General features: G+C 54.5%; 18 protein-coding genes and 4 tRNA genes. 12 read left to right on the forward strand and 10 right to left on the reverse strand.

Going from position 1 to position 20,792, the window contains the following annotated elements; all coding sequences use genetic code 11:
- The 3 genes from AC4LF3_RS04225 to AC4LF3_RS04235 all read right to left on the reverse strand — a co-directional run bounded on the left by AC4LF3_RS04225 (window position 1) and on the right by AC4LF3_RS04235 (window position 3,043).
- Window positions 1-1,584 carry a sensor histidine kinase gene (locus tag AC4LF3_RS04225; RefSeq protein WP_150347965.1) on the reverse strand — a complete coding sequence of 528 codons (1,584 nt, stop codon included), beginning with the start codon at window positions 1,582-1,584 and terminating at the stop codon, window positions 1-3.
- Window positions 1,574-1,813, reverse strand: a complete 240-nt coding sequence (locus tag AC4LF3_RS04230; RefSeq protein ID WP_239381792.1) for a PP0621 family protein — start codon at window positions 1,811-1,813, stop codon at window positions 1,574-1,576. The genes AC4LF3_RS04225 and AC4LF3_RS04230 overlap by 11 nt, the downstream gene beginning before the upstream one ends.
- A gap of 216 nt (window positions 1,814-2,029) precedes the next feature.
- Window positions 2,030-3,043, reverse strand: a complete 1,014-nt coding sequence (locus tag AC4LF3_RS04235; RefSeq protein WP_010797197.1) for an outer membrane protein assembly factor BamD — start codon at window positions 3,041-3,043, stop codon at window positions 2,030-2,032.
- 157 nt (window positions 3,044-3,200) lie between these two features.
- Here AC4LF3_RS04235 and rluD point away from each other — a divergent pair, with 157 nt between their 5' ends.
- The 6 genes from rluD (at window position 3,201) to AC4LF3_RS04265 (ending at window position 8,040) form a co-directional block, all read left to right on the forward strand.
- Window positions 3,201-4,163, forward strand: a complete 963-nt coding sequence (gene rluD / locus AC4LF3_RS04240; protein WP_026004137.1) for a 23S rRNA pseudouridine(1911/1915/1917) synthase RluD — start codon at window positions 3,201-3,203, stop codon at window positions 4,161-4,163.
- Window positions 4,160-4,903, forward strand: coding sequence for a peptidoglycan editing factor PgeF (gene pgeF / locus AC4LF3_RS04245; RefSeq protein WP_407362911.1), 744 nt, complete (start codon window positions 4,160-4,162; stop codon window positions 4,901-4,903). Before rluD ends, pgeF begins: the two co-directional genes overlap by 4 nt.
- Window positions 4,904-5,039: 136 nt before the next feature.
- Entirely contained in the window at window positions 5,040-7,604 is a 2,565-nt protein-coding gene (gene clpB, locus AC4LF3_RS04250; protein WP_491834834.1) for an ATP-dependent chaperone ClpB, read from the forward strand.
- A 191-nt stretch (window positions 7,605-7,795) separates the two neighbouring features.
- Window positions 7,796-7,871: transfer RNA gene (locus AC4LF3_RS04255), tRNA-Asn, on the forward strand.
- Between the two features lie 10 nt (window positions 7,872-7,881).
- Window positions 7,882-7,958, forward strand: a tRNA-Pro gene (locus tag AC4LF3_RS04260).
- A 6-nt stretch (window positions 7,959-7,964) separates the two neighbouring features.
- A tRNA-Lys gene (locus tag AC4LF3_RS04265) sits at window positions 7,965-8,040 on the forward strand.
- Between the two features lie 187 nt (window positions 8,041-8,227).
- Here AC4LF3_RS04265 and AC4LF3_RS04270 read toward each other — a convergent pair.
- Window positions 8,228-9,526, reverse strand: a complete 1,299-nt coding sequence (locus tag AC4LF3_RS04270; RefSeq protein ID WP_197872023.1) for an NAD(P)/FAD-dependent oxidoreductase — start codon at window positions 9,524-9,526, stop codon at window positions 8,228-8,230.
- A 105-nt stretch (window positions 9,527-9,631) separates the two neighbouring features.
- Window positions 9,632-10,114, reverse strand: a complete 483-nt coding sequence (locus AC4LF3_RS04275) for an MOSC domain-containing protein (RefSeq protein ID WP_074822824.1) — start codon at window positions 10,112-10,114, stop codon at window positions 9,632-9,634.
- Between the two features lie 203 nt (window positions 10,115-10,317).
- Here AC4LF3_RS04275 and AC4LF3_RS04280 point away from each other — a divergent pair, with 203 nt between their 5' ends.
- A complete protein-coding gene (locus AC4LF3_RS04280) occupies window positions 10,318-10,791 on the forward strand; it encodes an FAD/FMN-containing dehydrogenase (RefSeq protein WP_491834835.1) in 474 nt (157 codons plus the stop codon).
- A 90-nt stretch (window positions 10,792-10,881) separates the two neighbouring features.
- Here the strand turns inward: AC4LF3_RS04280 and yacG are convergent, their stop codons facing one another.
- From yacG to pilB, 5 genes are all read right to left on the reverse strand, one after another.
- Window positions 10,882-11,085, reverse strand: coding sequence for a DNA gyrase inhibitor YacG (yacG, locus tag AC4LF3_RS04285; RefSeq protein ID WP_010797204.1), 204 nt, complete (start codon window positions 11,083-11,085; stop codon window positions 10,882-10,884).
- Window positions 11,078-11,692: a dephospho-CoA kinase gene (gene coaE, locus AC4LF3_RS04290; protein ID WP_407362913.1), complete on the reverse strand. Its 615-nt coding sequence runs from the start codon at window positions 11,690-11,692 to the stop codon at window positions 11,078-11,080. The genes yacG and coaE overlap by 8 nt, the downstream gene beginning before the upstream one ends.
- Window positions 11,692-12,561 (reverse strand): prepilin peptidase, encoded by an 870-nt coding sequence (locus AC4LF3_RS04295; RefSeq protein WP_491834836.1) that lies wholly within the window; start codon window positions 12,559-12,561, stop codon window positions 11,692-11,694. The genes coaE and AC4LF3_RS04295 overlap by 1 nt, the downstream gene beginning before the upstream one ends.
- Window positions 12,561-13,778 (reverse strand): type II secretion system F family protein, encoded by a 1,218-nt coding sequence (locus AC4LF3_RS04300; RefSeq protein ID WP_125887163.1) that lies wholly within the window; start codon window positions 13,776-13,778, stop codon window positions 12,561-12,563. The genes AC4LF3_RS04295 and AC4LF3_RS04300 overlap by 1 nt, the downstream gene beginning before the upstream one ends.
- Before the next feature lie 131 nt (window positions 13,779-13,909).
- Window positions 13,910-15,595, reverse strand: coding sequence for a type IV-A pilus assembly ATPase PilB (gene pilB, locus AC4LF3_RS04305; protein WP_491834837.1), 1,686 nt, complete (start codon window positions 15,593-15,595; stop codon window positions 13,910-13,912).
- Between the two features lie 219 nt (window positions 15,596-15,814).
- On the opposite strand from pilB, the gene AC4LF3_RS04310 reads away from it, so the two are divergent.
- The 5 genes from AC4LF3_RS04310 (at window position 15,815) to ampE (ending at window position 20,792) form a co-directional block, all read left to right on the forward strand.
- Window positions 15,815-16,285: a pilin gene (locus AC4LF3_RS04310; RefSeq protein WP_125887161.1), complete on the forward strand. Its 471-nt coding sequence runs from the start codon at window positions 15,815-15,817 to the stop codon at window positions 16,283-16,285.
- Between the two features lie 62 nt (window positions 16,286-16,347).
- Window positions 16,348-16,423: transfer RNA gene (locus tag AC4LF3_RS04315), tRNA-Thr, on the forward strand.
- A 680-nt stretch (window positions 16,424-17,103) separates the two neighbouring features.
- Window positions 17,104-19,299, forward strand: a complete 2,196-nt coding sequence (locus tag AC4LF3_RS04320) for a DUF1631 domain-containing protein (protein WP_491834838.1) — start codon at window positions 17,104-17,106, stop codon at window positions 19,297-19,299.
- A gap of 102 nt (window positions 19,300-19,401) precedes the next feature.
- Window positions 19,402-19,962 (forward strand): 1,6-anhydro-N-acetylmuramyl-L-alanine amidase AmpD, encoded by a 561-nt coding sequence (gene ampD / locus AC4LF3_RS04325; protein ID WP_125887159.1) that lies wholly within the window; start codon window positions 19,402-19,404, stop codon window positions 19,960-19,962.
- Complete coding sequence (gene ampE / locus AC4LF3_RS04330; RefSeq protein ID WP_491834839.1) at window positions 19,959-20,792, forward strand: regulatory signaling modulator protein AmpE; 834 nt, start codon at window positions 19,959-19,961, stop codon at window positions 20,790-20,792. The genes ampD and ampE overlap by 4 nt, the downstream gene beginning before the upstream one ends.

Raw genomic sequence — 20,792 nt, forward strand, 5'->3', positions numbered from 1 at the left:
TCAGCTCAACTTGCGCGGATGGGCAAAGGTAATGCGGAAGCAGCCGCCTTGTTCCTGCTGGCGGTAGTCGAGGCGGGCCTGGTTACTCTCGCATAATTCGCGGGAAATATAGAGGCCGAGCCCGGTTCCTTTGCTTTCGGTGGTAAAGAAGGGTTCGAAAAGGTTGGTGATCTGGTCTTCAGGTACACCTGGCCCATCATCAATGACATCCAATATGGGAAGGTCTGAGTCGGGGTCACGGAAGAGATCCAGCCACACTTGTCCCTTGCCGTGCAGCTTGCTGCTATGGCGTAGGCCATTTTGAACGAGGTTGGTTAGCACCTGAGTCAGCTGGCTAGGGTCCATGCGGGTCTGTATCGTACCTGATGTCGTTTGCACATAGACAAACTGTTGCTCACGTAGAGTGGTTCTGAATTCACCCGCAAAGCGGTGCACCCAGTATTTGAGGTCCAGCAGCTGGGGCTCTGCCTGGCGGCGCCTGGAAAGTTGCAGGACATTCTCGATGATGATGTTCATGCGCCGGGAGTGATCCTGAATGATCTGGGCCAGGCGAAGATCATGCTGATCGAGTACTTCTGATTCCTGAAGAAGCTGTGCCGCGTGGCTTATGGCCCCCAGCGGGTTGCGAATTTCATGGGCAATGCCCGCCGTGAGGCGTCCCAATGATGCAAGCTTTAGCTGCTGGGCCTGCTGAGCAATACGGGAAATGTTTTCCAGAAAAATCAGAATATGCTGATTGCCGCTCCGTTGGATGGGGACGAAGCTGGGCTGGATCAGTGGGCCTTCGCTGAACGCTTGCATGGGTGCAGGACGAAGCGTCCGGTTCCTTTCCCACTGTTGTAGCCGGTCCATCAATTCGGGGCATTGATCATTCAACTCCCCGGTATCGAGTTCTGGATGACCGAGCAGCTCTCGAGCGGCAGGGTTGGCTAGAATAGGTGCCATTCTTGAGTCCAGAACCAGAATGCCGGTGCGCATACGGTCCAGGATCAGCGCATTCAGATTTTCCAGATCGGCAACAACGTGCGCCCGCTCTTCTGCCAGAGTCTGGCTTTTGGACAGTCGGCTGACGAGACTTTGCACCAGAAATGCGGCGGCAAAGCACAGTGCGCCCAGGCCTCCCGCCTGAACATACTGATTGGCCTCTGAGGGAAGGCTAAGCGTTCTATAGGCGGTGGCATAAATGAGGGCAAGGGTAGCCAGGGCCGCCAGCAGAATTCCAATACGCCCAACGAGAAGAATGTTGGCGATCGATACGGTAATGATGATGAGGTTGCCAATACCACTCGGTGTACCGCCAGCGCTGTACATGAGATAGGTCAGCAGCCCGATATCCACTAGAGCCAGGGCAAAGATCTGTTTTTGCTTGCGCAGTGGTGGCAGAAAAATCGCCAGGATATTACCCGCTAGGTAAATCCAGCTGCCGACCACAAAGTTTTTACCCTCGGTTACCTTCAGAAGGTTGTCGTCCAGATTGGTGGAAACCAGAAGGATAAAAACCAGCCCGACAATGACCCGGTAGTAGTGATACAACCTCAGGATACGACTGTCCTGCAGGTTGTAATGAAAAAAATCAGCGCTCACTGCTCAGGCTTTTTTGTAAGTGATCTTGGCAGCAGAACCAGAGCTCCCCGTGGGGTAGGGCTTTATCGCGAGGAATGTGTACCCCGCAGTGACCGCAGCGAACCATTGGCTGTGGTTTGGCCAGGCGTGTTTTCTGTGACTTCTGTGGTTTCGCCTGTAGCAGGCGGCGGCACAGCCATACAACAGCGATAATCAGAGCTAGCCAGAAAAGCAGGCGAAACAAACCCATAGTGTTCTCTAAATAGTAGTACGGCCGTTACAAAATTCGTTTCGGGTGTTACGGCACATTAGAAGACTGCAAAAGTAAACTCCATCACAGCGTGTGATGGCCGTTGAAGCGTTATACCTCATCATGGTCTTCATATGAATGAGGTGTCTTATTTTGCGGACCTTCAGGAGTAAATAAAAAGGAGGCTTAAAGCCTCCTTTTTTGTTCAGGTTCGCATCAGTCGAAAAGACCAAACGTCAGACGGCTGAACCATGAGCGACGCGGAGCATCAGGATTTTCGGCCTCTCCAGGCGCAGGTTGATTCTCTGGAAGCAGCTCCTGAGGAATTTCACGCTTCGCATCTTCGTATTGGCGCTGTACATCCTGAGCAGCTCGTGTCTCGCCTGGCGGAAGCGGCTCGCTGGGGCGATCAACCAAACCGAGGGTTGCGCGTGCCAGCCATGAGCGATCATCTTCGCTACGCTGCTTGGGTTTGAACTCACCGTTATCCAGGCTTGGGTTGTCCGGATAGTTCATTTTCAGCGTTTCCAGGCTGGTAGCTGCCAGGTCGTTGAGGCCCAGATGCTGATAGGCCTCAGTCATGACTGCCAAGCCATCCCCTACCGATGGGGTGCCCTGAAAGTTTTCGACAACATAACGACCACGGTTGGCCGCAGCGACATAAGCCTTGCGGCGCAGGTAGTAATCGGCTACATGGACTTCATACGCTGCCAGCAGGTTGCGCAGATAGGTCATGCGCGCCTTGGCGTCAGGTGCGTACCGGCTGTTTGGAAAACGGCTGGTGAACTGAGCAAAGTCATTGAATGAGTCACGGGCAGCACCCGGGTCACGCTTGGTCATATCCAATGGCAGGAAGCGCGCCAGAAGACTGCGGTCCTGTTCAAAGGATGCTACACCTTTCATGTAGTAGGCGTAGTCGACATTTGGATGCTGGGGGTGCAGACGAATGAAGCGGTCTGCCGATGTACGGGCAGCTTCAGGCTCTCCGTTCTTGTAGTTGGCATAGATAAGCTCAAGCTGAGACTGATCTGCATAACGGCCAAACGGATAGCGGGACTCAAGAGCCTTGAGTTTGCTGACAGCCTGGTTGTAGTTGTTGTTGTTCAAATCTTCCTGAGCTTGCTTATAGAGCTCGGTTTCGCTCAGGTTTTCTGCCACTTCAGGTGCTTTGGAGGAACAGGCAGCGGTGAGGGCGAGGCTGGCGATCAGCAGCAGGTGCTTCAATTGCATGGCGGCTTTGCGTTCCCTGAAACGGTCGGCTGACGGAGCCGGAACCGTCCTGTTATGATGAACAACCCGGCATGAACATCATGCCAGGGCAAAAAGTTTTCGTATTTAACCACAGCGTGTGGCTGAAACCAAAAGCTACACGCCTTTGTTGGCTGCTATGTCCGATATTATCCAACTCAACGCCGAAGTGCCTACAGAACTCGGCGGTCAGCGTCTCGACCAGGTAGCGGCTCAGCTGTTCTCTGAATATTCCCGTTCTCGCCTGTCGTCCTGGATCAAGGAAGGCAGCCTAACTGTTGATGGCGCGGTCCTGCGTCCACGTGATCTGGTGCATGGCGGCGCCGTACTGTCCTTGCGCGCGGAGCGAGAAGCGCAGGGCGATTGGGTGGCGCAGGATATCGAGCTCAATATCGTCTATGAGGACGATCATTTGCTCGTGCTGGACAAGCCTGCCGGGCTGGTCGTCCATCCTGCGGCAGGCCATGCCGATGGTACGCTCCTCAATGCCTTACTCCATCATGTACCGTCGCTGGCAAACGTGCCCCGTGCCGGTATTGTCCATCGTCTGGACAAGGATACGACCGGCCTGATGGTTGTCGCCAAGACCCTGGAAGCACAAACCAATCTGGTGGCCCAGCTTCAGGCACGCTCCGTCAGTCGTATTTATGAGGCGGTTGTAGCAGGCGTAGTGGTTTCCGGCGGCACGGTAGATGCGCCTATAGGCCGTCACTCCCAACGGCGCCAGCAAATGGCTGTGGTTACCGGTGGAAAGCCGGCGGTCAGCCATTATCGTGTCCTGGATCGATTCCGGGCCTATACGCATGTGCGCGTCAAGCTGGAGACTGGCAGGACTCACCAGATACGGGTCCATATGACCCACATCGGCTTTCCGCTGGTAGGGGACCCGGTATACAGCGGGCGTTTCCGAATTCCGCCTGCTACCAACCCAACACTGGTCAAGACGCTTCGAGAGTTTCCTAGGCAAGCGCTGCACGCCCGCTTCCTGGAACTCGATCACCCGGTGACGGGGGAGCGTATGAGCTGGGAGTCTCCTCTGCCTGAGGATATCGTCTGGCTGCTTAGCCTTTTGCGTCAGGATCGTGAGGCGTTTACCGGATGAATGACTGGCTGATTCCCGACTGGCCTGCGCCTGCCAATGTGAGAGGCTGCGTTACGACTCGGTCAGGGGGCGTCAGTCATGGGCCTTATCAGAGCCTTAATCTGGGCGATCATGTGCAGGATGATCCGGCCGCCGTGGCGGAAAACCGGCAACGGTTGGTCGACTCGCTAGGGTGTCGACCCGCCTGGCTAAAGCAGGTGCATGGGATTTCTGTCGTTGAGGCTGATCCGGCCCAAGTGCTTGAGGCTGATGCCTCCTGGACGTCGACGCCTGGCATTGCTGCAACGATCATGACGGCAGACTGCCTGCCTGTCTTTTTTTGTAATCGGCAAGGGACGCGTGTCGCGGCTGCTCATGCCGGATGGCGAGGGCTGGTAAGTGGTGTGCTCGAAGCAACGGCTGCGTCGCTTGAGTCGAGCCCTCGAGATATCCTGGTGTGGTTTGGGCCTGCAATCGGTCCTGACGCCTTTGAAGTTGGGGCTGAAGTGCGCGAGGCGTTCGTGTCAGAGCATTCCCGGGCAAAAACAGCCTTCAAACCCAGCGTCAATGACGGACGCTTCATGGCGGATATTTACCAGCTGGCGCGGTTGCGGCTGGCATCCATCGGCATTGATGCCATCTACGGTGGCGGATGGTGCACGTATACCGACACTGCGCGATTTTATTCCTTTAGGCGCTCCTCGCAGACAGGGCGCCTGGCCAGCCTGATCTGGCTGACCCAACCTCTGGATGAGGCGTAATCCGACTGATCCAGGTCAAATGGCCAGCGCTTGAATCGAGCAGAATTGTCCTTATGTAAGAGGCATCTCGGCGGGTAATCGTTGTGACGCTTTTTATGGTGCGTCCCTGACCCGCGCTCATATAAAGGACATAGTCATGCGAATTGACCGTTTAACCAGTAAATTGCAACTTGCGTTGGCCGACGCCCAATCCCTCGCGGTGGGACATGACCATCCGGCCATCGAGCCCGTGCATCTTTTTTCTGCCTTGCTGGATCAGCAGGGCGGTTCGATTCTGCCGCTGCTTCGTCAGGTCGGCTTTGATATTCAGATGCTCCGCCAGGCCCTGACCAAGGAGTTGGACAGTCTGCCAAAGATTCAGAACCCTACCGGGGATGTCAGCCTGTCTCAGGATCTGGCTCGTCTGTTGAATCAGGCCGATCGGCTGGCTCAGCAGAAGGGAGACCAATTCATTTCAAGCGAACTGGTGCTGCTGTCTGCTATGGACGAGAACACCAAGCTTGGCAAGATACTGCTGGCGCAGGGTGTTTCCCGTAAGGCTCTGGAAAATGCCGTCAACAACCTGCGCGGCGGTGACGCTGTCAATGATCCTAATGCTGAGGAGTCCCGTCAGGCGTTGGATAAGTTTACGGTTGACCTTACCAAGCGCGCGGAGGAGGGCAAGCTTGACCCTGTGATCGGTCGTGACGACGAGATTCGCCGCACTATCCAGGTTCTGCAGCGCCGTACCAAGAATAACCCGGTGCTGATCGGTGAGCCGGGCGTTGGTAAAACAGCCATTGTTGAAGGGCTGGCTCAGCGGATCGTCAACGGTGAAGTGCCCGATGGCCTGAAGGATAAGCGTCTGTTAGCCCTGGACATGGGATCTCTGATTGCCGGTGCCAAATTCCGGGGAGAGTTCGAGGAGCGCCTCAAGGGGGTGTTGAATGAGCTTTCCAAGCAGGAAGGGCGTGTCATCCTCTTTATCGATGAGCTCCATACCATGGTGGGTGCCGGTAAGGCGGAAGGCGCCATGGACGCAGGTAACATGCTCAAGCCTGCATTGGCTCGTGGCGAGCTGCATTGTGTAGGCGCTACCACGCTTGACGAGTATCGCCAGTACATTGAAAAGGACGCCGCCTTGGAGCGTCGTTTCCAGAAAGTCCTGGTCGATGAGCCGAGCGAGGAGGATACCATTGCGATCCTGCGCGGCTTGAAAGAGCGGTATGAAGTGCACCACAAGGTCGCGATTACCGATGGGGCCATCATCGCAGCCGCCAAGCTGTCGCATCGCTACATTACGGATCGGCAACTGCCCGACAAGGCAATTGACCTGATCGACGAGGCCGCAAGCCGTATTCGGATGGAAATCGACTCCAAGCCCGAAGCGCTTGACCGCCTGGAGCGTCGTTTGATCCAGCTGAAGGTTGAGCAGGAAGCGCTCAAGAAAGAAAGTGACGAAGGTGCCCTGAAACGCCTTGGCAAGCTGCGTGAAGACATCGCCCGGCTTGAGCAGGAGTATGCCGATCTGGAAGAAGACTGGAAGGCTGAGAAAGCGGAGGTTCAAGGTTCTGCACAACTGCAGCAGAAGATTGAACAAGCCAAGCAGGAGCTTGAGTTGGCGCGCCGCAAGGGTGATCTCAACCGTATGGCAGAATTGCAATACGGCGTCATTCCTGACCTTGAGCGTAGCCTGCAGATGGTGGACCAACATGAAAAGCCGGCCAACCAGCTGCTGCGCAACAAGGTGACCGAGGACGAAATTGCTGAAGTGGTCTCCAAGTGGACGGGCATTCCGGTCAGCAAAATGCTCGAAGGCGAGCGTGACAAGCTGCTGCGCATGGAAGATGCGCTTCATCAGCGTGTCATTGGGCAGAATGAGGCGGTGACGGCGGTAGCGAACGCCGTTAGACGCTCGCGTGCAGGATTGGCTGATCCGAATCGGCCGAGCGGGTCGTTCCTGTTCCTGGGCCCAACCGGGGTAGGTAAGACCGAGCTTTGCAAAGCGTTGGCTGAGTTCCTGTTCGATACAGAAGACGCCATGATTCGTATCGACATGTCTGAGTTCATGGAGAAGCATTCCGTTGCCCGTCTGATTGGTGCGCCTCCGGGATATGTCGGTTATGAGGAAGGTGGCTATCTCACCGAGGCGGTGCGGCGTAAGCCATACTCCGTGGTTCTGCTGGACGAAGTGGAAAAGGCGCATCCGGATGTATTCAACATTCTGCTGCAAGTACTGGATGATGGCCGCCTGACCGATAGTCAAGGGCGTACTGTCGACTTCCGTAATGCGGTTATTGTCATGACTTCAAACCTGGGGTCAGCGCAAATACAGGAATTGGTTGGCGACCAAGAGGCTCAGCGTGCTGCTGTCATGGATGCGGTGTCGACCCACTTCCGGCCGGAGTTCATCAACCGGATCGACGAAGTTGTTGTGTTCGAACCGCTCGGTCGTGATCAGATCGCCGGTATCGCTGATATTCAACTGAGCCGCCTGCGTCAGCGTCTGGCTGAGCGTGAGCTGGATCTGGCGCTTTCGGCAGAGGCAATGAACAAGCTGGTTGCAGTAGGTTACGACCCTGTCTATGGGGCGCGTCCCTTGAAGCGTGCCATACAGCGCTGGATCGAGAACCCTCTTGCCCAACAGATTCTGTCTGGACAATTTGTTCCAGGCAGCAAGATAGAGGCGAGGGTAGAGGGCGACGACATCGTATTTGCTTAGTCTACTAAAGGGCGCCTTAAGGCGCCCTTTGCGTTTCCAGACGAGGCGTATCTTAAGTGCATGAATTTTTTGCAATAAAATTTACTAAAGGGTGTTGACACAGGAATCAATACCCGTAAAATGGCGCACCTCAGCTGATGCAGCGCAGCTTAACGCTGAAGAGCAAAGGTTGAGATTGGAAGCTTAGAAGTTCCGCGATAGCTCAGTCGGTAGAGCAAATGACTGTTAATCATTGGGTCCCTGGTTCGAGTCCAGGTCGCGGAGCCAACTTCCTTGTCGGGGTATAGCGCAGCCCGGTAGCGCGCCTGCTTTGGGAGCAGGATGTCGGGAGTTCGAATCCCCCTACCCCGACCATTAAGTGGGTCGTTAGCTCAGTCGGTAGAGCAGTTGGCTTTTAACCAATTGGTCGTAGGTTCGAATCCTACACGACCCACCACTTTCTTCTCCAAGCGTTAACCTCTTAAGCATTTCTGCTAAGCAGCGAGTTCTTCGCTGTGTCTCGTTTTAAAGTCTTCTTCTTTTCAGTACATGTTTGTTTGGCGCAGCGCTATTTGCTTTGTGCAAATTCGTCATGTCCAGGGTTTTGTGCCCTGTCTGCACCTTGCAAACAGGGCATCTACCATTTAATGCAGCTTTAGCCTTGGCTTGAGTGTATGGCCCAGGTGATCGCTAATGATCAGCAGCAAGGTTCTGAAGTTTCCATAGAGCGCCCGCTGGTGCAGCCGATAGAGCGACACGTAAAACATGCGCGCCAGCCAGCCTTCCAGCATGACATTCCCGGTCAGATTACCCATCAGGTTGCCCACGGCTGAATAACGCGAAAGCGAGATCAGTGAGCCATAATCCTTGTAATGGTATTCAGGCAGCGCTTCGCCCTTCAGGCGGGCCGTTATGGATTTCACCAGTAGAGAGGCCTGTTGGTGGGCGGCCTGTGCCCGAGGCGGGACATTACGATTGTCCTCTCCCGACATGGGGCACGCCGCGCAATCACCAAAGGCAAAGATGTCATCATCCTGCGTGGTTTGAAGCGTAGGGCGTACCACCAGCTGATTGATTCGATTGCTTTCCAGCCCGTCCATATTAGCCAGAAACTCCGGTGCACGAATGCCAGCGGCCCATACCTTAAGCTTGGCAGGGATGAATTCGCCGCTCTTGGTGGTTAGACCATCTTCGGTGATAGAGCTTACGGCTGCGCCTGTCATAAGGCGGACACCTAGTTTCTGCAGCTGCTGAGCGACCGGCTCTCCGATGCGTTCGGGCAGTGCTGGTAGTACGCGCGGGCCTGCCTCGATAATCGTGATGCGAAGGTCTTCCGGGCGAATACGATTCAAGCCGTAGGAGACCAACTGTTGAGCGGTATTGCGAAGTTCTGCCGCCAGCTCCACGCCCGTGGCGCCAGCGCCAACAATCGCGATATCAATGGGCGCTGCCGTTTCACTGCTTGCCTGAGCATGCAGATATTGATTGAGCAGCTGCTGATGAAAGCGCTCGGCCTGGGCGCGGGTATCCAGAAACAGGCAGTGCTCTGCAGCGCCAGGCGTGCCGAAGTCATTTGTTTTACTGCCGATGGAAATAACGAGCGTGTCATAGGGCATGGTTCGCTCAGCAAGAACTTCCTTGCCTTGCTCGTCGGTGATAGGTGCAAGACGAATGCGCTTATTTGCTCTGTCCAGGCCAGTCAGGCGACCTAGCTGAAACTCAAAATGATTCCATTTGGCCTGGGCGACATAATTGAGTTCGTCGGCTGAAGAGTTCAGGGAGCCCGCGGCGATTTCATGCATGAGCGGCTTCCAGATATGGGTCAGGTTGGCATCGACCAACGTGACATGTGCCTGGTTGCGCTTACCGAACTTTCTGCCCAGGCGGGTAGCCAGCTCCAAGCCCCCAGCGCCGCCGCCGACGATTACGATTCGATGTGTCATGGTGTTTCATACTCATAGTGTTGGAATTCTTTGGCGCGGGCAGCCAAGGCGCCTGCGGTGATACGAGCCGCTGATGAGTCGGCTCGTATGAAGTAATTCGTTGGGTTAGTCGTCGATGACGCTTACGGTATCGCCGACTCTGATGATTCCGCCGCTCAAGATGCGGGCAGTAATTCCACCGTGGCCACGCATCGCTTGAAACGTGCCCAGCCCTAGGCGCTCTTCCAGGCGAGCGCATGGCTGACACCAGCCGGTTGTTTCGAAAATGGCCTGACCGATCTGAAAGCGACGATTTTTAAGGCTGAAAAGATTAATACCTGTGACTGCTATATTGCGGCGCAGGTCCTGAGGTTCAAGCGATCGTCCGATGAGCGCGCTGACGACCGCCAGGTGCTCCCACTGGATAAGCGTGACCTGACGAGCATTGCGCGGGCTGGGGCGAGTATGGTCGCCCGTCAAGCCAGCCTCGCGGCGAGCCTCAACAGCATCAACAATGATCATTTCTGCTCGAGCCGCGGGGCGGACACCCATCCACTGTACGGTTCCCGTTTGAGGCACAGCTGCCAAAAGCTCTTTTAGCGGTATCATCAGGTGGGCCTATTACGATAGTAGGGTAGCGGCGTACAACGCCCTTGCTCTAGAGGAAGTTTGCGGATCTGCGGCAGATGTTCTGCTTACATTGAAAAATGGCTGGCGTGGATATTTTTACAGTGATGACAGCGAAATGCCAGTCACCCTGGCGCTGCTCGCTGATACAGTTTTCACTCTTTGAACCAGTAACTGGAGGCTCCATGCGCGTCTTGCGCTCTGTGCTATTGCTGATTGCTTTACTGCCCGGATTGACCTGGGCACTGGCGCCAGGAGAGCGCCTTGCACCCTGGACGCTGTTGGATCAGAACGACCACCCTTATACGCTGGACGATGATCTGCAGGTTTTGCTGGTTGCTCGCAGCATGACGGGTGCAAATCTCGTGAAGGCGGCTTTGAAGGATCAGCCCAAGGGCTATCTAGAGGCTAACAAGGTAGCCTTCCTGGCTGATATCAGTCAGATGCCCAAGGTGATATCGACGTTGTTCGCCATTCCTGCCATGCGTGACTATAACTACCGCGTGCTATTGGATCATGAAGGGCGGGTGGCGCCCCGTTACCCTGGTGACAAGGAAAAGGTTCTTTGGCTCATGCTGGATCATGGCCGTTTCGTAGGGCAGCGAGAGTTCGACTCTGCCGAAGGGCTGAAAGATGCGTTAAAGGCCAAGGCCAAATAAGGGAGGCGCTAGCCGAAACGTTATTGAGCGCTTCGGCTTAAAGCCAAGTGTGGCGAAAATGGTTAGTATGGGACGCCATGGAGCAGTGGTTCAATGGTCCCGGCGTGGCATGTCTTCTGAAAACAAATCGTCTTCCAGGTCGTTGCCGGGAATGGCGTGCTCCTCTGCTGCCCAGGCGCCCAGGTCTATTAGTTTGCAGCGGTCTGAACAGAAGGGGCGGTTGGGGCTGGCCTCGCTCCACTCCACGGGAGCGCCGCACGTAGGGCAATCTACGGTTAAAGGTGGCTTAGGCATGCTTGCCTCCTTGTAGGGTGAGATAAAAGTGATGCAGGCGTTCGACATGCTCATGGAGCTGCGCGAGCGTCCCGTCATTAATGAGGACATCATCCGCGTGTTTCAAGCGCTCGTCTCGCTTCATTTGCGCCTGAAGGATGGCCTTGATCTGTGTCTCGTCAGCCTGATCGCGCCGCATGGCGCGTTCGAGCTGCAAAGCTTCCGGCACATCTACGACGAGTACCCGTTGGGTCAGCTGCGTCTGGCCGGATTCGATAAGCAAAGGGGAAACCAGAACGGCATAGGGCGATGTGGCTTCGTTTAATGCCCGAATGATTTCCTGTCGGATCAAAGGGTGTAACAACGACTCAAGCCAGCGCCTTTCTTCGGGGATGGCGAATATGCGAGCACGCAGCCCTGGGCGGTTCAGACGACCATCAGCAAGCAGAATATCGCTGCCAAAATGCAGAGCAATCTGCTCAAGAGCGGGCTGGCCAGGCTCTACCACCCAGCGGGCCGCGTGATCAGCATCTACTGTGTGAATGCCCAGCGAGCCGAAATGTTCGGCCGCGGCGCTTTTACCGCTACCAATCCCGCCCGTAAGGCCGAGAATCCAAGGGTTGCTCATCAAAAACCGGCAAAGTGAAGGTACATGCCTGTTATTTGATCACCCCAAAGCAAAGCAATCCACCCCGCAATGGCTAGATAAGGCCCAAACGGTATTGGTGTGCTGTTTTCGGCATTCTTGAGGCGAAGCAGAATGATGCCGAGAATCGCGCCCACTAAAGAGGACAGCAATATCGTAAGCGGCAGGATTTGCCAGCCGCCCCAGGCGCCCAACATGGCCAACAGCTTGAAGTCACCAAAGCCCATGCCTTCTTTGCCTGTGATCAGCCTGAAAAGCTGGAAAACCACCCACAAGCTCATATAGCCCGCCGCTGCACCCCAGACTGCATCGGAGAGACTAGAGAACAACTCAAACTGGTTAACCAGCAAGCCAACCCATAGCAGCGGAAGAACAATGACGTCTGGAAGAATTTGATGATCAGCATCGATCAGGCTGGCGGCGAGCAGCCCCCAAGTCAGTAACAAGGCGCTGCCGGCCTGCCAGGTAAAACCAAAATACCAGACGACAAACAGGGAAAGCAGGCCGCACGTCAATTCAACCAGCGGATAGCGAACGCTGATAGGGGCCTTGCAGCTGGAGCACTTGCCGCGCAGCATGATATAGCTGATAACAGGAATGTTTTCCCACGGCTGAATGCGATGTTGGCAGTGAGGACAATGGGAGTGGGGCTTGGCAAGGTTATAGGGCTCTGCTTCGCCTTCGCTGGGTAGTTCCAGCATTTGGCGAGACTGGGCTATCCAGTCCCGCTCAAGCATTTTAGGCAGGCGATGTACGACTACATTGAGAAAGCTACCAACCAATAAGCCCAGCACCAGCGCGCAACTCAGGTACGCGGCGGGGTAGGTTGCCAAAAGCTCGATAGCCTCCATTAAACAACCGAGCCCAACTGGAAGATAGGAAGGTACATGGCGATGATCAAACCGCCCACCAGTACGCCCAGAACCGCCATGATCATGGGCTCCATCAGAGCGGTAAGGCTATCGACCATGTTGTCCACTTCTTCTTCATAGAAAGTGGCCACTTTATCCAGCATTTCGTCCAGTGCACCCGACTCCTCACCAATGGCCGTCATTTGCACTGCCATAGAGGTAAACACGGCAGTTGTACGCATGGAGAAGTTCAGCTGCATACCGGTCGAGACATCTTGCTTGATCTTGTCGACGGCATTGCGGAAGACAACGTTACCCGTAGCGCCGGAAACCGAATCCAGCGCATCTACCAGCGGTACGCCCGCAGCAAAGGTGGTGGATAAGGTACGCGCATAGCGTGCAATCGCAGACTTATAAAGAATGGCGCCCACCACAGGTATTTTGAGTACAAAACGGTCAACGGCATCGCGGAATTTCTCGGATCGCCTATGAGCTGCTTGAAAGGCAAAGCCTATACCAAAAAAAGCAAGTAAAACGATAAACCACCATTGCTGCAACGCTTCGGAGATACCGATTACCATTAACGTAAATGCAGGTAATTCTGCGCCGAAGCCTTCAAAAACAGTTTGAAATTGGGGAACTACCTTAATTAATAGAATGGCTGAAACCAAAACTGCTACTACCACGACGGCGGCAGGGTAGGTCATAGCCTTTTTGATTTTTTTCTTGAGCTGCTCGGTTTTTTCTTTGTAGGTCGCTACGCGATCCAGCAGCGTTTCCAGCGCACCAGACTGCTCACCCGCATCAACCAGGTTGCAGTAGAGGTCATCGAAGTATTGGGGCTTTTTACGCAGCGAGCTAGAAAGGCTGTTACCCGCCGCCACGTCCTGCTTGATGTCGTCGACCAGTTTGCGCATGTTCGGGTTATCAAAGCCTTCGCTGATAATGTCGAACGATTGCAGCAAAGGAACACCTGCCCCGAGCATGGTAGCCAGCTGGCGAGTGAACAGGGCAATGTCCATCGGCTTGATCTTTTTGCCGCGGCTGAAGATCGAGACTGATTTTTTGCGTACGCGCGTGGGGTTGATCCCTTGCTTGCGCAGTTGGGCCTTGACCAGGGCAGGGTTCAGCCCGGTCATCTCGCCCTTGATCTTGACGCCTTTACGGTCCGTTCCCTCCCAGGTAAAAGCGCTCATTTTTAAAGCTTTGTCGGCCATGCAATCCGCTCTTCAGGTGCTGGAGTGCGTCTTGTCAATGTGCAGCCATGCTGTTTGACGACGTCCACTCTTGTTCATGTGACTGACCAGCCCTTCATGGGCATCGAGTGGACACGCAAAGTTCGCGCCAATCAGTCCTTGGTAACGCGGTTTACTTCTTCCAGGCTGGTTACGCCTTGCATGGCCTTGAGCAGGCCAGATGTCCGTAAGTCATTAAAGCCTTCCTCACGCGCCTTGCGAGCAATCTCGATTGAGTTGCCTTCTTCCATGATCAAGTTCTGCATGGCAGACGTAATCTTTACAACTTCATAAATACCCACGCGGCCACGGTAGCCGTTATTACACTCCTCGCAACCCACAGGTGAGTACAGCGTAAACTTACCGATCTGGCTTTCAGGGAAGCCTTCACTCAACAGGGTTTCCCTAGGTACATCATGTGGCTTTTTGCATTTAGGGCACAGTTTGCGAGCCAGCCGCTGGGCAATGATCAGGTTTACCGAGGTGGCAATGTTAAAGGCAGGTACGCCCATGTTCCGCAGGCGCGTCAGTGTTTCTGCAGCGCTGTTCGTATGCAGCGTCGACATAACCATGTGGCCCGTTTGTGCAGCCTTGATGGCAATCTCTGCCGTTTCAAGGTCGCGGATTTCACCTACCATGATCACGTCAGGATCTTGACGGAGAAACGCTCTAAGCGCTTGGGCAAAGTCCATTCCTTGACGCGGGTTGACATTAACCTGGTTGATACCCTCCAGGTTGATCTCTACCGGGTCTTCTGCCGTCGAGATATTGATGTCGACCGTATTAAGGATGTTCAAGCCTGTGTACAGCGATACGGTTTTACCGGAGCCCGTGGGGCCGGTTACCAGAATCATACCTTGTGGTTGGCTAAGCGCCTCCATATACAGCTCTTTCTGGCGCTCTTCATAGCCCAAGGCATCAATACCCATCTGGGCACTGGAGGGATCGAGAATTCGCATTACGATCTTCTCGCCCCAGAGGGTCGGAAGCGTGTTGACGCGAAAATCGATGGACTTGTTTTTGGAAACTTTAAGCTTTACCCGGCCATCCTGAGGCTTGCGGCGTTCGGAGATATCCATGCTCGCCATGACCTTCAGGCGAGCCGAAATGCGTGGGGCCAGCTGAATAGGCGGGCGTGCCACTTCATGCATGACGCCATCGGTACGGAAGCGCACTCGATACATCTTCTCGTAAGGCTCGAAGTGCAGGTCAGACGAGCCGCGCTTGATGGCGTCGAGCAGCATCTTGTTGACGAAGCGGACAACTGGGGCATCGTCCGCATCTACTTCAGACTTTTTCTCTTCTTCTGTATTGATCTCGATATCAAGATCAATATCACCAAGATCCAGCCCACCGGTGCCGTTATCCAGGTATTGATCAATGGCGTTATGAAGCTTGTCGTCCTCGACCAGAATAGGCTCGGCAGTCAGCCCTGTGCTGAACTGTATGTCATTGATCGCTTGCTGGTTGGTCGGGTCGGATATACCAATAAAGAGCTTATTGCCGCGCTTGGCAAGCGGCAGGAAGTGATGCTGCTGCATCAGCTTCTCGCTCACGATTTCTTTAGGCAAAGATTCCTTATCAACCGCGCTCAGGTCTAAAAACGCCAAGCCGAATTGTTCTGCAGACAGCTCCGCAATCGCCCGGCTTTTAACGAGGCGATTCTGGACCAGGTGCGTTACCAGCGGGACTTTGCTGACCTTGCTCTGCGCAACCGCGCTTTGAGCCGTTTTTTCATCCAGTAGCTCCGCCAAAACAAGCTGACGGGCAAGACCGGAGAGGGGCGCTAAATCATTCATAAGACGGGCCGATAAGGATAAGCGATGCCTGCCTTATAGCAGCCGCAAGCAGTCCTATCAAATACGCACTTTTGCATGACAATTATTGTCAGTACTTGCCATGCAGGCGAAGCGGCAAGGAATCTATTTCACACAAATATTGTGATCTAAGCGGTTGGCACGCTGAATGCTTAGGGAAAGTCAGGCATGTTGAGCCTACTTCTTCTAATGGAGACAAGCATGAAAGCTCAAAAAGGTTTTACATTGATTGAATTGATGATCGTTGTAGCGATCATTGGTATTTTGGCGGCAATTGCACTGCCTGCTTATCAGAATTATGTGGCTCGCGCAAAAGTAACTGCTGCACTTGCTGATCTGTCATCGCATAAAACCCAGTTTGAGATGAATAAGTCAAACGGTGTTACTCCTGATTTGGGTAATACAGGTTTTGCAACTACTGCTGGCGCTAACGGTGGGGATGCAACTGCCTCAACTGGCTCATGTTCCAGCATAGTAGTTGATGATTCAGGGATGGAATGTACGATTAATAATCCTGGCGCAGCGGCTACTTCTTCAACAGCAACAGCGACGATCAAGCTTGCTTATTCAGATCAAGAACAGGACGAAACTGGGAAAATCGAAAGTGCTGGTGGTTTTAGCTGTGCTACAACTGCTGTAAAAGATGAGTTCAAACCAGCAGGTTGCTCTTGAGTGTAGAGAGCTCGAAGCAATAGATTAATAAGTCAGCTTTGGATTAAAATTACATGTGACAAGCCGGTGTAGCTCAGTTGGTAGAGCAGCGCATTCGTAATGCGAAGGTCGTAGGTTCGACTCCTATCTCCGGCACCATACTTAAAGCCCAGCTGATTAGCTGGGCTTTTTGTTTTGGGTGGAAATATAACGGCTTGGTGTTAAAGCGAGATACTTAACTCTAATAAAATAAGTTTTAGATATGGATATCTATAATTACCTGAAAAGCTATGACGAGCTTTGCTTGTGTCTTTAAACGCTTTGCAGGTAGATACTGGTCTAGGGAGCAGTAAAGACAAGGCGCTTGCTTGAAAAGGCAATGGCTTGGCATAACTGCTCTTGTCAAGGTCCTAAAAACAGGCCAAAGGGTTTTCTAGCAATATCTTGGCCAGCTTTGGCCGGAGTAAGCGCAGCGCTACTAGTAAGCTTCTTCTTAATGCGTTTCTGTGAAGTCTCCAGACCAATCAGCGTTTGGCTGGCGATTGGTCGAAATCTTGATGGTTAGCTCACGCTTCTCAGGGTACGATTAGCGGGTAAAGGCAACTTTATGGATGAACACTGTTCAGATTCCCTCACTAGAGATGGGAGTCGCCGTAGCTCAACCATAAACATGATCAAGGTCATACCTATGCGGTGATCTCGGTTAGCTGGTACAGCTACTCTGTAATGATGATCAACGCAACGTTCACTTATCAACGCTATGGGATCAACGTTGTTCAAGGCTCGTAACGTGGTATGCAGGCAGGCTGGTCATAACGGTACGCTGCAGGAGGCGGGCAATGCAGAACGACGCTAACGTGGTTCATTTCAAAACGCTCAGTGATGCGGCGTTGCGGATTCCTGCTGCCCTCGTTCCGGTACGCGACAAAGCTGCCCAGCGGCTTAATGCAGCGCTGCAGCAATTGTTCGATAATGCGGACGATGCGCTGTTCGAGATGGCTGACCGCGCTACCAGTAATAATGAGCAAAATCTATTCTTCGAAGCGATGCGTGACTTGCGCCTGAAGCGCAAGACGATTGAGCGTAATTTCTTGCAGCGCTACTTTGAGCGTTTCGCGGGCCTGAATCAGGCAGACACGGCAAAAAATACTGCTCAGCTCGACGCCATTTCGTTCGAGGATCTGAGTCTGGTCCAGAATGACCAGCTCGAAGAGTCTGTCGCGCTCGATACAATGGTGACCAAAGCTGTCACCCGTAACGCGCTGGCCTTAGGCCACTTAAGCATTCGTTTCAACACTCAATTAAGCCGAACGCTGGACGAAAATTCCAACCCGTTGGCGCCTCGCCCCTTGTGCGAAGCGTTTCTGGATGCGTGCCGTGGCTTGGGTGTTGAGATCAAGGTCAAGCTGATCATTCTCAAGCTGTTCGAGCGCTTTGTGCTGAACGGTTTGGACCGTGTGTATGCCGAGGCGAATCAGCAGATGATCGATGCGGGGATTCTCCCTCATCTCAAGCTGGCGCCGCCGCGTAATACCGGGCGCAGTGCATCGGGTTATACCGGCCGCACGGCATCCACCACACCGGACAGCGAACAGGATCAGGAAGTATTCAGCGCGCTGCAGGGGCTGCTTGCGCAGGTACGTCGCAGTGGCGGCGGCTCAATGGGTATGTCTGGCGGTGAGCCAGCAGGCACGGCTGAGCTTCATCCTATTACCAGTTACGATCTGATGCGGTTGTTGTCGCACTTGCAGCAGCATGTGCCTTCGCATGTCGAGAACAGTTACGACTTGCGCGGGATGCTGGATGACGCGCTGGGGCGTATCAGTGCCCGTAGCGGTCGAAAGCGGGTAGTGGGGCAGGTTGATGATGATGTTATCAATCTGGTGTCCATGCTGTTTGAGTTCATCCTTGATGACCTGACGCTGCCTGATTCCCTGAAAGCGCTGATTGCCCGTCTGCAGATTCCCATGCTCAAGGTGGCGGTGCTGGATAAGGCCTTTTTCAGCCGACCCAATCATCCGGCCCGTAAGCTCTTGAATGAGATTGCGGCGGCTTCGCTCGGTTGGGAAGAGCAGAATGAGCTGCAGCGCGATGGGCTTTATCTGAAGATCGAGCAGATCGTTCAGCGGCTGCTCAATGATTTTGTGGATGACCCGGATATCTTCAGCGAGCTGCTGAATGACTTCCTAGCCTATATGAGTGATGAGCGTCGCCGGAGTGAGTTGCTCGAGCAACGCACCCGGGATGCGGAAGAGGGGCGTGCGCGGGCTGAGCAGGCTCGCCAGCAGGTAGAAGCCGCGCTGAATGAGCGGTTGGTTGGGCGTACGCTGCCGGAAGTAGTGGTTCGGGTCATTCGCGAAGCGTGGAGTCAGGTGCTCCTGTTGACGTGTCTCAAGCAGGGCTATGGCTCTGCCGAATGGCTCGCCGCGCTGCAGACGATGGATGATCTGATCTGGAGTGTTGAGCCGCATGAAGATGCCGGCTCGCGGCAGAAGTTGCTGGGTATGGTGCCGGGGCTGCTCAAGGCCCTGCGCGAAGGGCTTGCCAGCGCGGCCTTCGATCCCTTCTCTACCAGTGAATTTTTCACCCAGCTTGAAGCCTTGCATGTACAGACATTCCAGCAGGCCAAGCGTGTCGAGCACGGTGTAGCGGCGGTAGCCCATGAGCCACTGGCAGCGATGGTTGAGGTGGCTGATGAGATCGTGCTTCAGCCGGTTCAGGCCAAGCCTGCCGAGACGGCGATCAAGCCGGATGAGGAGTCGCTCAGAACGATCGATGCTATCCATGTGGGTAGCTGGATTGAGCTGACCGAAGCTGATGATCACAAGGTCCGCTGCAAGCTGGCAGCGGTTATCAAGTCTGCTGGACGTTATATTTTTGTAAATCGCGCAGGCATGAAGGTGATGGAAAAGTCACGTGAAAGCCTGGCTGTCGACTTGAGTCATGGAAAGCTGCGTATTCTGGACGATGCCCTGTTGTTTGATCGAGCGCTGGAATCCGTCATCGGAAATCTTCGCACGCTCAAACGCACCTGATCCCCTTCCGCTTACCCAAAACACCGATCATGGGGCCACTCGGATCGGTGTTCTTGGTCCTTCTGCCGCTCTGGTTTACATTAAGCGCTCACAGGAGTTCTTATGTCCCCAGATTTTCAGGCGGGATGGTGGGCTCACGCCCAGCGTTGCCCATCACCCAACTACAATGAGCGTCCCGTGGGAGAGCAGGTCTCGCTGCTGGTTATCCACAACATCAGTTTGCCGCCCGGCCAGTTTGGGACGGGAAAGGTCCAGCCTTTCTTTCAAAACACGCTGGACTGCAGTGAACATCCCTTTTTTCAGGAAATAGCCTCGTTAAGGGTGTCAGCCCATTTTCTGATTGAACGTACAGGCGCTGTGACGCAGTTTGTGTCCTGTGACGATCGTGCCTGGCACGCTGGCGTCTCCTGTTTTGCGGGCAGGGAAGGTTGTAATGATTTTTCGATAGGAATTGAGCTGGAAGGTACCGATACCGAGCCTTATACGCAGGCGCAATACCATGTGCTTGAGCAACTGACGCGCGATGTGCTTCGGCATTACCCAGCCATAACATCTGACCGTATTTGCGGGCATAGTGATATTGCACCAGACCGCAAGACCGATCCTGGGCCTGCCTTTGATTGGCACCGGTATCGGGCATCTTTGACAGGGGAGGGTAAATGACCTTTCTGAGCTTATTGCTTGTATTGGGCGTTGTATGGACAACCCGCTGGCGGTTGCGGCTGCAGCGTGATGGCTTGTGGCGCGCGCTGTTGGCTGAGGTGGAGCTGCATGTAGGGCGTCATAGCTCAATCGCGCTGATCGTTGTGATAGGTATTCCCCTGCTGATATTGGCTCTGGGGCTGGCAGTATTAAAGCCGGTTGCCTATGGCTGGCTGCTGTTGCCCGTGCATGTGCTCGTGCTGTTATATAGCCTGGGTCGGCATGACCCCAGGCAGGCATTGGCAGGTTTCAGGGATTCCTGGCGGCGGGGTGATCTAGAGGCCGCAGCTTTGCGTGCAGAGCAGGATCTAGGTCTTCAAGCGGAAACGCCGGATGGGCTCTTGGCGCGTGTGCAAGAGCAGCTGCTATGGCGAGGCCACGAGGGCTTCTTTGCCGTGATTTTCTGGTACGTTGTGCTGGGACCGCTCATGGCGTTGGCTTATCGGCTGGTTGCGCTGACGGCTGCCCATGCGCGTAGCCCTGCCTTGCGCGCCCATGCAGAACAGCTGTGCCATGCCTTTGATTGGCTGCCGGCACGCTTACTCACTGCCAGCTTTGCGCTGGTCGGTGATTTTCTTTGCGCCAGCCGCGCAACGTTATCCGAGTGGTTGAACTGGGATATTCCCACTCCCAAGCTGCTGGCTGATGCCGGTCGCGCTGCGGCTGATTTGCCTGTGGCTCTGGATGCCGAGGCGGGTGTTCACGGTCTTGACACGTTGTGGCAGTTGCTCGTCAGGGCTGCTGTGCTCTGGTACGTCTTGTTGGCGCTCTGGACGGTGGTGGGACGCTAG

It is taken from the genome of Pseudomonas sp. C2.3V, from assembly GCF_058536325.1.

Bases quoted from the DNA above. Each gene is read 5' to 3' on its own strand.
- AC4LF3_RS04270 (WP_197872023.1), bottom strand. From the start codon at position 9,526: ATGACACATCGAATCGTAATCGTCGGCGGCGGCGCTGGGGGCTTGGAG.
- AC4LF3_RS04275 (WP_074822824.1), bottom strand. From the start codon at position 10,114: ATGATACCGCTAAAAGAGCTTTTGGCAGCTGTGCCTCAAACGGGAACC.
- rluD (WP_026004137.1), top strand. From the start codon at position 3,201: ATGTCCGATATTATCCAACTCAACGCCGAAGTGCCTACAGAACTCGGC.
- ampD (WP_125887159.1), top strand. From the start codon at position 19,402: ATGTCCCCAGATTTTCAGGCGGGATGGTGGGCTCACGCCCAGCGTTGC.
- AC4LF3_RS04295 (WP_491834836.1), bottom strand. From the start codon at position 12,561: ATGGAGGCTATCGAGCTTTTGGCAACCTACCCCGCCGCGTACCTGAGT.
- AC4LF3_RS04280 (WP_491834835.1), top strand. From the start codon at position 10,318: ATGCGCGTCTTGCGCTCTGTGCTATTGCTGATTGCTTTACTGCCCGGA.
- yacG (WP_010797204.1), bottom strand. From the start codon at position 11,085: ATGCCTAAGCCACCTTTAACCGTAGATTGCCCTACGTGCGGCGCTCCC.
- AC4LF3_RS04300 (WP_125887163.1), bottom strand. From the start codon at position 13,778: ATGGCCGACAAAGCTTTAAAAATGAGCGCTTTTACCTGGGAGGGAACG.
- AC4LF3_RS04310 (WP_125887161.1), top strand. From the start codon at position 15,815: ATGAAAGCTCAAAAAGGTTTTACATTGATTGAATTGATGATCGTTGTA.
- ampE (WP_491834839.1), top strand. From the start codon at position 19,959: ATGACCTTTCTGAGCTTATTGCTTGTATTGGGCGTTGTATGGACAACC.
- pgeF (WP_407362911.1), top strand. From the start codon at position 4,160: ATGAATGACTGGCTGATTCCCGACTGGCCTGCGCCTGCCAATGTGAGA.
- AC4LF3_RS04320 (WP_491834838.1), top strand. From the start codon at position 17,104: ATGCAGAACGACGCTAACGTGGTTCATTTCAAAACGCTCAGTGATGCG.
- clpB (WP_491834834.1), top strand. From the start codon at position 5,040: ATGCGAATTGACCGTTTAACCAGTAAATTGCAACTTGCGTTGGCCGAC.
- pilB (WP_491834837.1), bottom strand. From the start codon at position 15,595: ATGAATGATTTAGCGCCCCTCTCCGGTCTTGCCCGTCAGCTTGTTTTG.
- coaE (WP_407362913.1), bottom strand. From the start codon at position 11,692: ATGAGCAACCCTTGGATTCTCGGCCTTACGGGCGGGATTGGTAGCGGT.
- AC4LF3_RS04230 (WP_239381792.1), bottom strand. From the start codon at position 1,813: ATGGGTTTGTTTCGCCTGCTTTTCTGGCTAGCTCTGATTATCGCTGTT.
- AC4LF3_RS04235 (WP_010797197.1), bottom strand. From the start codon at position 3,043: ATGCAATTGAAGCACCTGCTGCTGATCGCCAGCCTCGCCCTCACCGCT.